General features: G+C 35.2%; 14 protein-coding genes. 2 read left to right on the forward strand and 12 right to left on the reverse strand.

Features of this window, described 5'->3' with window-relative positions:
- Window positions 1–147: 147 nt before the first annotated feature.
- Window positions 148–507 (reverse strand): hypothetical protein, encoded by a 360-nt coding sequence (locus OZP10_RS19455; protein WP_281632342.1) that lies wholly within the window; start codon window positions 505–507, stop codon window positions 148–150.
- Window positions 508–747: 240 nt separating this feature from the next.
- Between OZP10_RS19455 and OZP10_RS19460 the strand changes: the two genes are divergently transcribed.
- Window positions 748–1,107 carry a nuclear transport factor 2 family protein gene (locus OZP10_RS19460; protein ID WP_281632343.1) on the forward strand — a complete coding sequence of 120 codons (360 nt, stop codon included), beginning with the start codon at window positions 748–750 and terminating at the stop codon, window positions 1,105–1,107.
- Window positions 1,108–1,576: 469 nt separating this feature from the next.
- Here the strand turns inward: OZP10_RS19460 and OZP10_RS19465 are convergent, their stop codons facing one another.
- From OZP10_RS19465 to gndA, 4 genes are all read right to left on the reverse strand, one after another.
- A complete protein-coding gene (locus tag OZP10_RS19465) occupies window positions 1,577–3,301 on the reverse strand; it encodes a tetratricopeptide repeat protein (RefSeq protein WP_281632344.1) in 1,725 nt (574 codons plus the stop codon).
- Window positions 3,302–3,619: 318 nt separating this feature from the next.
- On the reverse strand, window positions 3,620–4,336 hold the full coding sequence (gene pgl / locus OZP10_RS19470) for a 6-phosphogluconolactonase (RefSeq protein ID WP_281632345.1): 717 nt from the start codon (window positions 4,334–4,336) through the stop codon (window positions 3,620–3,622).
- A complete protein-coding gene (zwf, locus tag OZP10_RS19475; RefSeq protein ID WP_281632346.1) occupies window positions 4,317–5,849 on the reverse strand; it encodes a glucose-6-phosphate dehydrogenase in 1,533 nt (510 codons plus the stop codon). The genes pgl and zwf overlap by 20 nt, the downstream gene beginning before the upstream one ends.
- A gap of 33 nt (window positions 5,850–5,882) precedes the next feature.
- Window positions 5,883–7,292: an NADP-dependent phosphogluconate dehydrogenase gene (gndA, locus tag OZP10_RS19480; protein WP_281632347.1), complete on the reverse strand. Its 1,410-nt coding sequence runs from the start codon at window positions 7,290–7,292 to the stop codon at window positions 5,883–5,885.
- Window positions 7,293–7,630: 338 nt separating this feature from the next.
- On the opposite strand from gndA, the gene OZP10_RS19485 reads away from it, so the two are divergent.
- On the forward strand, window positions 7,631–9,484 hold the full coding sequence (locus OZP10_RS19485) for a peptidase associated/transthyretin-like domain-containing protein (protein WP_281632348.1): 1,854 nt from the start codon (window positions 7,631–7,633) through the stop codon (window positions 9,482–9,484).
- 98 nt (window positions 9,485–9,582) lie between these two features.
- Here the strand turns inward: OZP10_RS19485 and OZP10_RS19490 are convergent, their stop codons facing one another.
- The 7 genes from OZP10_RS19490 to kaiC all read right to left on the reverse strand — a co-directional run bounded on the left by OZP10_RS19490 (window position 9,583) and on the right by kaiC (window position 15,406).
- Window positions 9,583–10,659: a calcium:cation antiporter gene (locus tag OZP10_RS19490; RefSeq protein WP_177209807.1), complete on the reverse strand. Its 1,077-nt coding sequence runs from the start codon at window positions 10,657–10,659 to the stop codon at window positions 9,583–9,585.
- 381 nt (window positions 10,660–11,040) lie between these two features.
- Window positions 11,041–11,376 carry a winged helix-turn-helix transcriptional regulator gene (locus tag OZP10_RS19495; RefSeq protein ID WP_248726574.1) on the reverse strand — a complete coding sequence of 112 codons (336 nt, stop codon included), beginning with the start codon at window positions 11,374–11,376 and terminating at the stop codon, window positions 11,041–11,043.
- A gap of 94 nt (window positions 11,377–11,470) precedes the next feature.
- A complete protein-coding gene (locus OZP10_RS19500) occupies window positions 11,471–11,875 on the reverse strand; it encodes a response regulator (RefSeq protein WP_281632349.1) in 405 nt (134 codons plus the stop codon).
- 1 nt (window position 11,876) lies between these two features.
- Window positions 11,877–13,130 carry a sensor histidine kinase gene (locus OZP10_RS19505; RefSeq protein ID WP_281632350.1) on the reverse strand — a complete coding sequence of 418 codons (1,254 nt, stop codon included), beginning with the start codon at window positions 13,128–13,130 and terminating at the stop codon, window positions 11,877–11,879.
- A gap of 1 nt (window position 13,131) precedes the next feature.
- A complete protein-coding gene (locus OZP10_RS19510) occupies window positions 13,132–13,431 on the reverse strand; it encodes a circadian clock KaiB family protein (protein WP_281632351.1) in 300 nt (99 codons plus the stop codon).
- Window positions 13,432–13,433: 2 nt separating this feature from the next.
- Complete coding sequence (locus OZP10_RS19515; RefSeq protein ID WP_095927489.1) at window positions 13,434–13,727, reverse strand: circadian clock KaiB family protein; 294 nt, start codon at window positions 13,725–13,727, stop codon at window positions 13,434–13,436.
- A 5-nt stretch (window positions 13,728–13,732) separates the two neighbouring features.
- Window positions 13,733–15,406 carry a circadian clock protein KaiC gene (gene kaiC / locus OZP10_RS19520; RefSeq protein WP_281632352.1) on the reverse strand — a complete coding sequence of 558 codons (1,674 nt, stop codon included), beginning with the start codon at window positions 15,404–15,406 and terminating at the stop codon, window positions 13,733–13,735.
- Between the last annotated feature and the right edge of the window lie 120 nt (window positions 15,407–15,526).

Raw genomic sequence — 15,526 nt, forward strand, 5'->3', positions numbered from 1 at the left:
TTTGAAAATAATAAGGTTTACGGATGCTTTTATTTGAAAAAGTACCGTTTTAGGGAAATGTTTTTATAGCAATAACAGCTCAATCACATACGTAAATGAGGTATTTTTCCAGAACACTAGAATATAAAAACGACGAAATTTTGTAGCCTAGAAAAGTTGGTACAAATGAAGATGAGGATGTCTTTCAATATGGTATATTGAAGCTATACCATAGATTAAGCTTTCTTTATAAAGCTTGAAGTTGACTAAATTGCTGAGATACGGAGCTTTGATTGTACTTTGTTCTAAAGTAGTCGCTCTGCATTTCATTTTCTTTTTGAGCTTGTAATGAACTTCTAGATTTTTAGAAGAAGAAAAGTCGGAAGAAAAAATCTGCGTGTCGTCTGCCGCAACACTATCTAAAGTAATACAGTTGCTGAAAGTATAAATCGGCGAATACGTTTCGGTGCCTCTGAAAAAACAAAGCAGCGAAAGTAAAAGGATATATATGAACTTAGTGGGTTTCATACAACTACAGCAGGAATTACAATTTTGTTTCTTAGAAAGTGGGTTAATTATTCTCTAAAGTGCGCCAAATATAGTAATTTGAAAAATAAGGTTTCTTAAAATTTTTCTAAAAACCATGAGATTTAAAAATTTGATAATAATTGGAGTTGGTTTTTAGGGTTTTGATATTTATTGAGATTTGTATTAAAAAGTTATTGTTTCTGTGCTACTTTTATAGAACTAATTAAAAAACAATTAAATATGTCAAATCAATTTGAACCAATAATAGAAAAGGCTTACAATGCTTTTAACGAAAGAAATATAGCTAATTGTTTATCTACAATGCAAGATGATGTACAATGGTCAAAAGCTTGGGAAGGTGGCTATATTAGTGGTCATGATGAAATTCGAGAATATTGGACAAGACAATGGACAGAAATTAATCCGAAAGTTTTGCCAGTTGGTTTTGATGAAAGAGAAAATGGAAGTTTAGAAGTAAAAGTTCGCCAAACTGTAAAGGATCTTCAAGGCAATTTAATGTTTGACGGATTGGTAAAACATGTTTATACTTTTCAAGACGGCTTGATTAAAACGATGGATATTGAGTTAGTTGAGAATTAATCAGAATATATAAGAAACGGTAAACTTGTGCCTAGCGGGAGTGGAATCGATAAAGGAAGCTAATATGAATGATTTTATTTTGTTAGGTATTTTAGTAATTTTTTTAATTATTTGCCTTTTAGTAGCTAAAAAAGAATGGAAAGAATCGAGTGATTCGTATAGAATTCAAAAAGGCTTTGTTACAAAGGCAATAATTGGTATAGGTCTACTAATTTTAATAATGGTTTATAAGATTATTAAAGATAATGGATTATGTGCTCCTAATGTGAAATTTAAGATTATGAATTGAAAAAAAATGCTAGCAAGCGCATCCTCCAGCTCTGCAAAGAGTTCCAGATTTGAATTGAAAAGTTGTGTAAATGTCTCTAGACTGCATCCAAAAGTTTAGGCTAATTAATAATTAAATATGATAATAATGAGCTCGATATTGTATCGGGCTCATTGCTTTTAAAAACCATAAAAACTAAAATCACTCCAAAATACTTGAAGAATCCTTAATCTTAAAATCGGCATATTGCCAAGCATTATCAAAAGCGGTTTTAGTTTTTAAAGCCTCTTTTTCTTTTTTCTGAAGGTTTAAAGCATTATAAAGCCCGATTAAGGCGAAGCCGTTTTTTGGGAGCGTTTGTAAATCTTGTTTGTATACTTTTTCAGCTTCGGTATATTTTCCAGCTTTAAGCAAAACAGCTCCTAAATAATGTCTTACAGAGAAGAACCAGTCTGGTGGTTCGTTGTAATTTAATTGATCTTCGATTGCTATTGCTTTATTTAAAAGAGAAATTGCTTTATCCAAATTATTCTTTTGGGCCTCAACACCCGCTGAAAGTACATTGGCAGCAATTTGAACAAGATCATACGTGGTGTTGATATTCCAAATGGTGACCTCTTTTAAGGTTTTATCTTTGGCTAATTGGTTCAGAGAAGTAAGCTGTTTTTCGGCATTGGCAATATCATTTTTCCCGAGATATGCCATTCCTCTGGCATAATGCCAAATCGCATTTGGATATACAAGGTCTTTTTCAGGTTGTGGAATCTCCATTATTTGATCCCACATCGAGAATTTTACGGCGATATAATACGGAATACTATAATAATGCTGTAAAGTTCCCCAACCAGCTTCACGCATGATTTTAGGAGACATATGCTGCTGTAATATTTGTGCCGATTCCCAAGCCAATTTTGAATTTCCTTCTAAAGCTGCTGTAGCCACCAAAAAATGATAATTGTGCGGATAATAGGCAAGAGGATAAGCACCTTGTGCATTACAAGCGGTTGAATATAAACTATCAATTCTAACCGCTTCAATGTTTGAAAGAGTCCCTTCGTGATAATCTCCCGTACGAATATAAATATGAGAAGGCATGTGAACCAAATGCCCCGATCCTGGAACTAATGTTTCCAGTAATTTGGCACTTTTAAGTCCGTTTTCTGGATGTGAAGAAGCTTCTACCGCATGCACTAAAAAATGATGCGCTCCGGGATGCTTCGGATTTTTTTTAATCAATTCATTTAAAACGCTTAGTATTTCTGGAGTCCATTTTTTAGGTATTCCGGTGTCTTTTTCATACAGATCCCACGGATGGAGATTCATTTGGGATTCCGCGTAAAGCGCGCCAATATCTGGATCTGAAGCAAACTGAGTATATACTTTTTTCATCGCTTCGGCATAAGCAATGTCAAGCGGTTTCCTGTCTGCAGGAGGATTTTTAGCATAACGCGTTAATAATGCATCAATCATAGCGATTTCTTTTGTAGAACATTTGGCAGAAAGCTTTTTAGCTTTTTGAGCCGCATCATAAGCACGCTGAAAATTGTCTTCTTCCATTCCGGCATTGTAATTCGGACCTAAAACATACGCAAAGCCCCAGTACGCCATCGCACAATTTGGATCTAAACGAGAAGCTTCGTAAAATGATCTGGCAGCTTCGGCATGATTGAATCCGTAAGCCAACATCATTCCTTGATTGAAATATTCCTGCGCTTCGGGATTATTGGTTGTAATTTTAAAATTTATACCATCAAGTCCTCTAAATTTTGGTGCTTTTTTGTTTTGGGTGTACCAATCTTTATCGTTCGTTTTCGGAATATAACATCCTTGCGAAGCGCTAACTTTAACTGATTTGGGTTCGGTGTTTTTTTCTTTACAGGAAATAAAAAGAAGAAAAATAGCAATTAGAAAGTAATTATATTTCATCGCAAAATGATTTGAAATTATATAATCAGTGTAAAAGCTCGAGAAGAATAAAAAAGATGCTTATAGTATAATGGTTTGATACGGAGAGTATTAAGCAAAATTAAATAAAAAAGAAATAAGTTTTTTGTAAATATTTGTTTTTCAGTGTTGTGCGATAAATTTTGAATTTATTTGAGCATATATTTCTCCCGCAGATTTAGATTTTTTTTAATTATAATATCTGCCAAATCTGCAAGATCTGCGAGAGAAAAAGAATCAAAAAAATAAGGTCTACACTTTTCAGCATAGACCTTAAATTATATGGGAATAAATAATTTATTAGTTTGTTCCAGCAGCAACTTTATCAACCAAAAACAATAATTCACCAGAAACTGGTTTAATCAATTGCATTGGATATAATGTTGGATTGTATTCGCCAGTTGTCACTTCCTTCAAAGCGTTGATTTTCTTTTCTCCAAAAGCTACCACCACAATTTTTTCTGCTTTATTGATTAGTGGAGCAGTAAGCGTGATTCGATACATTTTTTGAGGAGCTAAATAATAGGCATCAACCCATTTAGTTTGTTCTTCTAGAACCGCTTCACCTGGGAAAAGAGAAGCCGTGTGTCCGTCATCTCCCATTCCTAAGAGAATCAAGTCAAATTTACCTTCTTCGCCTAAAACTGTTCTGATAGACTTTTCGTATTCACCAGCATAATCTTCTGGTGTAACACCGTCTTTGTACATTTCAAAAATGTTCTCTTGCGGAATAGGAACGTGGCTCAATAAAGTGGAGTAAGACATTTTTGCATTGCTCAAATCATCATTTAACGGAACCCATCTTTCATCACCCCAAAAAATATAAACTTTGCTCCAGTCTATTTTGTTTTTGTAAGCATCAGAAGCTAATAATTTATAAATCCCTGCAGGAGAAGAACCTCCTGTAAGAACAGCTGTAAATTTGCCCTTTGCAGCAATTGCTTTCTGAGCTGATTCTACAAAAAGATCTGCTGCTGTAGTATTAATTTCTTCTGTATTATTGTGTATCTGTATCATTTAAAACTTCTTCTTTTGTTTGTGTATTCGGAATCCATTTGTGGCCTTGGCGCGCTAACAATTCATCAGCTTCTTCAGGTCCCCAGCTTCCTGCTTTGTAATTTGGGAAATTCTTTGGAGGCGTTGTTTTCCAAACTTGCTGAATCGTTTCAATTGCGTCCCAAGCTTCTTCCACCTGATCCCAACGCATAAATAGGGTAGGATCTCCCAATAATGCATCTGCAATTAAGGTCTCATAAGCTTCTGGTGACATTGTAGAACAAGAAAAATAATCAAAAACCATCTCTGCAGGTCTTAAAGACATCGATAAGCCCGGCTTTTTGGTCATAAACTGCAGTTTAATGTCCATTGAAGGTTGGATGTTGATAATCAATCGGTTTGGTGTCATGCCTTCTTTTCCATATGAAAATGAAGAATGTGGCACTGGTTTAAACTGAATAATGATCGAAGACTGTTTTTCTTCCATTCTTTTTCCTGAACGCAAGTAGAACGGAATTCCCTGCCATCTCCAGTTGTCCAGATAGATTTTCATTGCTACATAAGTTTCTGTATTAGAATCTGGCGCAATGCCTTTATCTTGACGGTAACCCGGAACAGGAACTCCTTTTATTTCTCCAGCATCATACTGGCCTCTTACGATATAATGATCAACTTCTTCTGGTTTAATACGTCGAATTGACTTTAAAACATCTGCTTTTCGATTACGAATGTCATCAGCATTTAAAGAAGCAGGCGCTTCCATAGCTGTCATACATAAAATCTGAAACAAGTGATTCTGAATCATGTCTTTCAATGCACCAACACCTTCGTAGAATCCGCCGCGTTCTTCAACGCCAACTTCTTCTGCAACGGTAATTTGCACGAAATCAATGAAATTACGGCTCCATAAAGGCTCAAACATTGAGTTTCCAAAACGGAAAGCCAAAATATTCTGAACCGTTTCTTTTCCTAAATAGTGGTCAATTCTGTAAATCTGCTCTTCTTTGAAAGTCTGCGAAAGCATTTCATTCAACTCGATTGCAGAAGCTTTATCGTAACCAAATGGTTTTTCGATAATAATACGATCTTGTTTCGGATTTGCAGCAAGTCCGATTTTCTTGATGTTGCTTGAAATCGTTGAAATGAAAGAAGGCGTAATCGAAAGATAGAAAAGACGATTAGAACGTTCGCCAAAAGCAAGGTCAAAATTGTTTATTTTTTCATTTAATCCAATGTACGATTCTTCTTTATCGATATCAAGACTGTGGTAAGAGATGTGCGAAAGAAATTTTTCTGTTTCTGGATCATCAACTCCTTTTCTTCTTGAGAATAGATTTAGATTTTCTGCTACATAAGCGCGAAAATCTTCATTGGTTTTTTCAGCTCTTCCAAGAGCAATAATCTGAAACTTTTCAGACATACGTCCGTCAAGATACAGATTTTGAAAAGCGGGGAATAGCTTTCTCTTTGCTAGATCTCCAGTTCCACCAAAAATAACAATGATTGTTGGATTCTTTAGTTTATTTTTAGTCATTGTGTGGTTTAGTTGTGTTGTTTTTTAGTTGTCTTATTCAGCCCATTGGGTATGGAAAACACCTTCTTTGTCGATACGTTCGTAAGTATGTGCTCCAAAGAAATCACGTTGTGCCTGAATTAGGTTTGTTGGCAGATTTGCAGATCTGTAAGCATCAAAATACGATAGCGAATTCATTAATCCTGAAACAGGTAAACCTTTTTGAACCGCAAATTGAATTACTGCACGCATTCCTGCTTGATTTTCGGTTAGTTTTGAAGCAATTCCGTTATCTAAAAGTAAGTTTGGCAAGTCTGATTTTGCTACATATGCTTTTCTAAAATCCTCTAAAATGGTAGCACGAATAATACATCCGCCACGCCAGATTTTAGCAACCGTTTCAAGGTTTAATCCGTAGTTGTATTCTTTAGAAGCCGTGTGTAGCTGCGCTAAACCTTGAGCATAAGTTACTACGATAGAAAAGAACAAAGCCGATTTTAAAGACGCAATTGCTTCGCTTTGAGAAACATTTGTTTCATCAGCGTTCCAAACTAATTTTGTAGCCGCTTCAATTCTTTCTGGTTTAGTTTTAGACATATCGCGCATGTTAACTGCAGCGTCGATTGTTGGAACTGGAACTTGTAAGTCCATCGCATTTTGCGAAGTCCATTTTCCTGTTCCTTTAGATCTTGCCCAATCCGAAATTTTATTGATTAAAAGACCTCCGTCTGTATCTTCTTGTTTTAGAATTTTTCCAGTAATTTCAATCAGATATGATCTTAAATCATCAGTCTGGTTCCATTCTTCAAAAGTCTTCTGAATTGTTGCGTCATCAAGATTATAACCTCTTTTCATTAAGTCATAAATCTCAGAGATTAATTGCATAATTCCGTATTCAATTCCGTTATGAACCATTTTTACATAGTTTCCAGCAGAACCATTTCCTAAATATTCTACGCAAGGTTCGCCATCTACTTTTGCTGCAATTGCTTCAAAAATAGGACGTAATCTTTCATACGCTTTCTGATCTCCTCCTGGCATCATAGCAGGACCGAAACGAGCACCTTTTTCACCGCCCGAAATTCCCATTCCGAAGAAGTGGATTCCTTTTTCAGATAATTCAATAAATCTTCTGTCAGTATCTGTAAAATAAGTGTTTCCACCGTCAATAATAATGTCTCCTTTATCTAAGTGAGGCAATAAGCTGGCGATAGCGCTGTCAACTGGTTTTCCAGCAGGAACCAATAACATAATCGCTCTTGGCTGCTGAATAAGCTCTACAAAATGTTTTACATCTGTCGTCGCTTCAATAGTGTGGTCGGCATCGGCTTCTTGTTGAAGAGAATTGACTTTTTCGGTGTCTAAGTCTAAACCTGCAGCCGCAAAGTTATGGCTGGCGATATTTAAAAGTAGGTTACGACCCATTACGCCGAGTCCTACAATTCCAAAATCAAATTTGCTCATAGTTTTCAATTAACTAAATTATTAGAAGAATGTTTTTGCAGCAAAAAGTAAGAGAAAGTATGATAATTCTTTTTCAATCAATGTTTTGCCAAAAAACAATGTTTATTTTAATCTTACATTTCAAAATGTAGAGCGCTAAGTTAGAGAAAAATGCTGAAAAATAAGGGGTAAAATAGTTCAGTTTTGGTCTTTATTGTGATACTTTTTATGTGTAAAAAATACGCTTATTAAGGCTGTTTTTCAACTAAATCGTTGTAATACTGAGAATGCCATTTGCGAATACTTTTATTAGAAGCGACTTCATGCTCGTAAGAAAAAAGATGTAAAAAAATATAAAAATGGTTATTGAAAATATAGGAATTGAGGTAATTTTGGAAACCCAATCATTGGATCCAAGATTTAATTCATTAAAGTATTATATCCTTTTTATGCCAAGAAACATAAAGTTTGTTTTTACAGCCGTCTTTTTAACCCTTACTTCGGGTGTCTTTTTTAAAGCAAATGCACAATCAGTACTAGAAAATGAAATTTCTATTCAAGCAGATAAGAAACCATTAGGCAGTGTTTTGGACTTAATGGAAGAGAAAGGAAATTTCAGATTTGCTTATTATGGCAAACTGGCTGTAAAAGATAGTGTCGTTAGCATTCATACCGATAATAATACTATAAAAGGAGTTCTGGATCAATTGTTGGGTTCCAAATATGAATTTAAAGAATCGCCAGGATTTGTTATTGTTCGTTATGCGCCTTTAGAATTGGCTCTTGTATTGGAGAAAAATACCGTTATGAGTGACGGACAGCAAATTGTAATTGGTTATATTGTAGATACAAAAACCAATAATCGTATTGAAAATGTGAGTGTATTAGAGAAGAATGCACTAGTGTCTACCTTAACCAATAAAGATGGTTTTTTTGAACTTCGATTAAAAAATGCACCTCAAGCTATAGAACTTACAGCCGTTAAGGAGAATTATAAAACGGTAACGATGGTATTTCTGTCTGAAATTAAAATTCAGATGGGAGACAAAAAAAATAAAACAGATTATATTGATGGAGATTTCTCTGCAATTGAAAGATCAGGAATTGGCCGTTTTTTTATTTCTTCTAAACAAAAAATACAAGCGCTCAATCTAGGAGGGTTTATTTCTAAAGTTCCCGTACAGGCTTCTTTAATCCCGAGTATCAGCACTCGAGGAATGCTGAATACGCAGATTGTCAATAATTTTTCGCTAAATATATTAGGAGGTTATAATGCTGGAGTTCGCGGGCTAGAAATGGCGGGACTTTACAACATCAATCGTATGAATGTTGATGCGCTTCAAATAGCCGGAATATTTAATACCGTTGGAGGATCTGTAAATGGAGTTCAGTTAGCCGGAATCTATAATAATGTTTTTGGCAATTTAAGAGGATTGCAAGTAAGTGGTATTCATAATAGTGTAAAAGGTTCGCAAGTCGGTTTACAAATGGGCGGTATCTATAACAATGTATATAAAGATTCTAAAGGACTTCAAATTGCAGGAATTGGCAATACAGTAAAGGGTTCGCAAAACGGATTACAGCTTTCAGGAATTTACAATATTGGAAAAGATACCGTGCGAGGTGCTCAAATTACAGGTCTTTTTAATTATGCTAAAGAATTAAACGGAGTCCAATTTGGATTAGTCAATATTACTGATTCACCGTCTGGTTATAGTTTTGGTCTGTTAAACTTTAAAAAAGGCGGTTATAAAAAAATCAGCATAACGAGCAATGAAATTTCAGATATAAATCTTGCTGTAAAAACAGGAGATCATAAAATGTATACTATTTTAATGGCGGGAAGAAGCGATAGAACCGATGAAGAAAAACTATTCTCTTTCGGAATTGGACTGGGAAAGAACATTCCGTTAGGGAAACGCTTCACTTTTAATCCCGAATTTAGCACGCAGTATCTATATTTAGGAAATTGGGACATTTATAATTCCTTATCTAAATTTGATTCTTCCTTTTCTTTTCAATTGTGTAAAGGCGTAGCGATATCTGCAGGACCTTCTTTAAATTTTTATTGGTCTGAGAAACAAGATAAAAACGGCAACGTAAACACTTCTACATTCGTTCAGGATCGTACCAAACGTTATACTATAATCAACAATAATAGCAAAGATATTCTGGGATGGATAGGATGGAGTTTTGGATTGACACTGTTTTAAAAAATGATAAAAAAGCCTGTAAATATTAATTTTACAGTTTAGAGTCACCGGGAATCGAATCCGAGTATACATTTAAGCAACTAAAATCAATTGAAAGCTTAAGGATAAATCATCAAAAACATATAAGCAAACAAATTGACCAAAAGCACAACACCGTAAACGATATTCGATTTTCCTTTGCTAAGAGAAAGCATTACCGTAAAAACAGACAGTGCCAAAAGGACAATAGATTTAATGTCAAGTCCTAAAACAATAGGAATTCCCAATAAGATACAAACGAGCGCAACAGTTGGAATAGTCAAACCAATACTGGCAAGTGCAGAACCTAAAGCTAGGTTTAGACTCGTTTGCAATCTGTTCTTTTTGGCTGCAATTATAGCTGCGATTGCTTCTGGCAGTAAAATGATGATGGCGATTATAACCCCAACCAAAGATTTTGGAAGATTGTGACTTATAATAATAGTTTCAATAGTAGGCGAGAGGGTTTTGGCTAGTAAAACCACAATTCCTAAGCTCACTAATAAAAAAAATAGGCTAGTGTAAAATGTTTTATTATTAATTTCAATTGGATGTGTTTTAGATTCGTCTTCGTTTGTAGTATTGGTTAGAAAATATTGGCGATATCCTTTGGTTTGTGCAAACAAAAAAGAACCGTAAATAATAAGACAGGCAATCGAAGCAAAAATGAGTTGAGGGGTTGAATAATAAGAACCGTGGACACTTTCTGTAAATGTTGGAAACACTAAAGTAAATACAATAATCGAAATAAGCGAAACCAAACCAATGGTTACCGAAGAAGGAGAGAAATTCTGTTCGTAATGTTTGATGCTTCCAATAAGAAGACACAAACCTATAATTCCATTTAAGATAAGCATTGTGGCGGCATAAACCGTATCTCTAGCCAAAGAAGCGGCTTCTGAACCTTCAGAAAGCATTAAAGAAACAATAATAGAAACTTCAATTACGGTGATCGAAATAGCCAAAATAATCGTACCATAAGGTTCTCCAACACGTTCGGCAATAATTTCTGAATGATGTACAGCCGACATCACACTTAAAATAAGCAGAATACTTGCTACTATTTGAAAAATAGTACTGTTTTCTATCAGTCCGCTAAATAGGAGCGCCCATGATAGAATCGGAATTATGATGGTCCACTGTAATAATTGTTTCATTTTTTATAGTTTTTAGAATATAGGCCAACAGAATAGGCGTTTGCCTTTTTTGTAAGATAGAACTTTTATAGCTAAAAATGATAAAAAAAGGCAGTTTTAAGCACTTTTTAAGTTTATTTGAGCGTTTTTTGAATCAAAAAGCACATTTTTGACCAAATAAAATTACAGCTTTATTTAAGAATTTTGAATGATTTCTTTTGTTGCGATTTTCCTAAGCTGTTTAAACTTTGTCAAAGTTTCGAACTTTGACAAAGTTGGCTTCGTGCTAAGACTATGTGTTTAAAATAATGTTAGCGTCTCTTTATTTTTTCTCTCGCAGATTCAGCTGATAAAGCAGATTTTTTTTATTTGTATAATCTGCGAAATCTGCGGGAGAATATTTTAAGAATTTCGAATAATCTCCTTTCGATGCGATTTTCCCCATTTGATCATTTCTTCGATTACAGGACCAAAAGATTTGCAATAAGGCGTCGATTCGTATTTGACCTGAATTTCGGCATCGCGATCTTCGGTTCTTTTGATCAGCATATTGATCTCCATTTCTTTGAGTTCTCTAGAAAGCATGCGTGTCGTAATTCCCGGAATACTGCGTTCAATTTCCCTGAAACGATGATTCCCGTTGCAGATCGAATTGATGATTGGTAAACGCCATTTTCCGCCCAAAACATGCAACGTGTCCTGAAGCGCTTGTACTTCTTCTTTCTGATTTCTTTCCATAACAAAATAGCATTAGTTTAGAAAAATAACTGATTACAAAGTTATACCATAAATCTAAAATAATGAAAAAAAATAGTTTAATATGAAACGAAATTTAAGCTTGAATAATGCTCAAAATAGTTTTCGGAATTTCAGCGAAAGCTTCAAAAGAATACGGTTTAATTAAGTAGGCTTTTACACCCATATCATCGCATTTTTCTTTGTAAGAAGGATTAATGCTTGTGGAATAAACAAAACACGGAATTTTTTTTAATTCATCATTGCTAAGGATTTCTTGCAAAGCTTCAATACCGTCAATAATAGGCATATTGATATCGGTAAGAATAACATCTGGATTTTCGTTCGAACCGTTTTTTAGGTAATTAAGTAGTTCCTCGCCATTGGCAACCAGACTGACTTTGCTAAAATTTGGATTATTGGTAAAAGTTTCTGTAATAACATCTGCATCATCCATGTCATCTTCAGCAATTACGATATGTAAATTATATTTTTCCGGCATTTTATAAGATTGGGAAGTAAAGGTTAAATGTTGTGCCTTTGTTCAATGTGCTTTCAACGGTAATATTTCCAGAATGGTTTTCCATAATCTTTTTACAGATCGCGAGGCCAATACCGTTTCCTGAGTATTCATTTCTGGCATGCAGGCGCTGAAAAATGACAAATATTTTAAGCAAATGGCTTTCTTCCATTCCAATGCCATTGTCTTTTATCTGAACCTTTACAAATTTAGCATTTTGATTTGGTATTTCAGTATCTAAATTTTCTTCCTGCGAAATTTCTATTAAAGGAGCGATATCTGTTTTGCTATATTTAATGGCGTTTGAAATAAGGTTAGAGAAAAGCTGTCTCATCTGCACGCGAGAAGCTTTAATAATGGGAACTTTTCCTATTTTGATAAAGGCTTTTTTATCAGAAATTATAATTTCAAAATCCTCAATAACTTCCAAAATTATGGTTCTTAAATCTATTTCTGTTCGTTCTTCCTGTGCGGTATGCGAAGAATACTGCACTAAATCATCTACAAGCGAATTTAATCTTAATGCCGATAATTTCATGACATTAACAGCTTTTGTATCGGCTTCTTTAAAATAGCTTCCGTCAATTCTGCTGGTGTTCATGACAATTTTTCGCAACGGTTCTTTTAAATCGTGTGATATTACATGAATAAATTCTTCCAGATTACGATTGATTTTATTCAGTTCGTTTATTTTTTCTTCTAATTCTTTCTGATGGCGAATTAAAGCTTCCTCATGCTTTTTCTTTTCGGTCAAATCGGTAATTACAACTCCAATAGCTTCTACAGAGGGTTCCAGATCAGTTAAAGCGATATAAGCTGGAAAAGTCTTTTCATTTTCCGATTTTAGAAGTATTTCATGTTTAGTAATTCCATATCTCAGTGCCTCTATAAGAGAAACAAACTGCGTTTGGTTTGTAAAATATTCATAAATGTACGTTCCTGTTATTTTTTCTGAAGGAAGACCGACTAATTTTGAAAATTGCTCATTGCAGTAGAGTATCAATCCATTTCTTGAAATACTCAGCGCGCCCTGACCGAATTTCTCTATAAGAAGACGATACGTATAATCGGCAGTTTCTAGAGAATATAGTTCGGGAACTCCATTACTGGTTACCACAAGTGCATCTACATCTCCTTGTTTTATGGCATTAACAATACTGTTTGACTCATAAAGTTCTTCTTTCAATGACTCAATTTCGGCTAATAGAGCGGCAATATTTTTTTTATCTTCCTTCAATTTATTTGCTTATATTAAGTATGTATAATACTTTTTCTTTATCTGATAAATCTCCTAAAATGATTCTTTTAGGTTCTGGATGTGTTTTGATCAAGGTAGGAATGGCTACAATTTGATGAATCACAGCCAGTTCTTTATCACGGCTGATATCAACAATTTCTAATTCATAATTGTTGGTGAGATAGGTATCGCAAATTTTGCGTATATTTTCGATTGCATGTCCTGATTTAACAGACATACCTGAAACAAAAAGCATAAACTTATGTTTGGTTGTACTAGTGCCATCAGATGAATCTTCCATGATTAAGAGTTTATAGGTTTGATGTTCAGCCCTACAAGCACTCTTTCTTCATTAGAGAGGTCACCTATAATTTTACGAATAGGCTCGGGAAATTTACGCACCAAAGTAGGTACGGCCAAAATCTGATCGCCTTCTGCCAATTGCGGATTCTTCAGCAAATCGATAATCTCGATGCTGTATTTTCCTTTTAAATGCTCCTCGGCATACTTCTTTATGTTTTCGAGTGCCTTGATCGATTTTGGCGTTTGCCCTGCTATATAAAGCAATAATTGCCATTCGGCTACTTCTTTTTTCATTTGATTTATTTTTTCTTAGAAGACAGTTTTTCCTGCAATTCTTCTGTTGCTTTAAGGATGCTTAGTTCTTCTTCAGCCGATTCAAATTCTGTTCTCAATGCTTCAATATTCGCCTCAAGGACTTTGCGTTTACGCGCAATCTCCCTGTCTTTTCGGCTGATTTCGTTTTGAAGCTTAATGTCTGAGATGGTTTTTTTGAATTGATAAGACTTTCGCGCCGCTCCCGTCAAAATTCCCTGCGGACCTAATTCAACATCTAGCAATTCGATTCCGTTACTCGTTATAACAAATTCTCTTACTTGGTTAGAATGTCCCATTCCGCGTGCTTTGATGATAAAAATACCGCGGTTTCTTTCGCCAACGCCTTCCATATCGCGAACCGTAATCCAGGTATCCACCAATGACGAAACCGATTCTTCTGCCAGATCAGGTCTAACGGTGTCGGTTTGTTTGTTTAATGACGTAAACATGGCCGTAATATTATTGGCTTTAAGCATATCAATTAATCGTACTAGCATAGAGCGCACTTCGTGTTCGCTTCCTACCGAAATAAGATTACTGATCGGGTCAATAATAATGGTAGTAGGCTCAAACTCTTTGATTAGTTTTCTAAGCGTAAGCAAATGTAGTTCTAAACCGTTTAATGACGGACGGGAAGAATGTATTTGCAAAATGCCTTTTTTGATGTGTTTCTCCAAATCAATTCCGATTGATTTCATGTTGCGCACCAATTGATGCGGTGATTCCTCAAAAGCGAAATAAATCGTTTTTTCGTTCTTTTCGCATTGTTCATTGGCAAAATAACAGGCAACGGTCGTTTTAGCCGTTCCTGCCGTTCCCGAAACCAAAATATTACTTCCTCTGTAGAAACCGCCGCCATGAAACATTTCATTTAGTCCAGGAACACCTGTAGAAATAATGTCTGAGGAAACTTCGTTGTCCAATTTCAGAGAAGTAATAGGAAGAACTGAGATTCCGTCTTCGTCAATTAAGAACGGATACTCATTTGTTCCATGTGTTGAACCTCTGTATTTTACAATTCGAAGCCTTCTGGTCGAAACCTGCTCAATTACACGATGATCGAGAACAATTACGCAGTCCGAAACGTATTCTTCCAGACCTTGACGGGTTAGCGTAGCCTCGCCGCGTTCTCCTGTAATAACGGCCGTTACGCCTTTGGTTTTAAGCCAATGGAATAATCTTCGTAATTCTGCCCGTAAAATGGCCTGATTGTCCAGACCAGCAAACAGCGATTCGATGGTGTCCAATACAACACGAGTGGCTTTTATAGAATCGATAGCATGTCCTAAACGAATAAATAAGCCGTCAAGATCGTATTCGCCCGCTTCCTCAATTTCTGATCTTTCAACGCGAACATGATCTACAACAAGCTTTTTATCTTTTTTAAGCTGTTCAAGGTCGAAGCCTAATGATTTAACATTTAGAGTCAAGTCGTCTGAAGGTTCTTCAAAAGACATGAAAACTCCTGGTTCGTTATGCTCTGTAATTCCTTTTATAAGAAACTGCATAGACAATAAAGTCTTACCGCATCCCGCACCACCGCAGATTAAAGTTGGTCGTCCTTGCGGAAATCCTCCTTCTGTAATCTCATCTAATCCGTCGACTCCAGTAGGAGTTTTTGGAAATATAAAACTATGTGATTTTGTTTTTTCTTGCACGATAATAAATTTCTGTATTACTCAAATATACCTTTTTCTGCAGAATTTTCAATGAATTCTGATTAAGATTTAACAGCCGTTTAATGAAGTTTTAAAAATAAATTAAGAAAATTGATTTAA

This window comes from Flavobacterium luteolum, from assembly GCF_027111275.1.
Lineage (GTDB): Bacteria > Bacteroidota > Bacteroidia > Flavobacteriales > Flavobacteriaceae > Flavobacterium > Flavobacterium luteolum.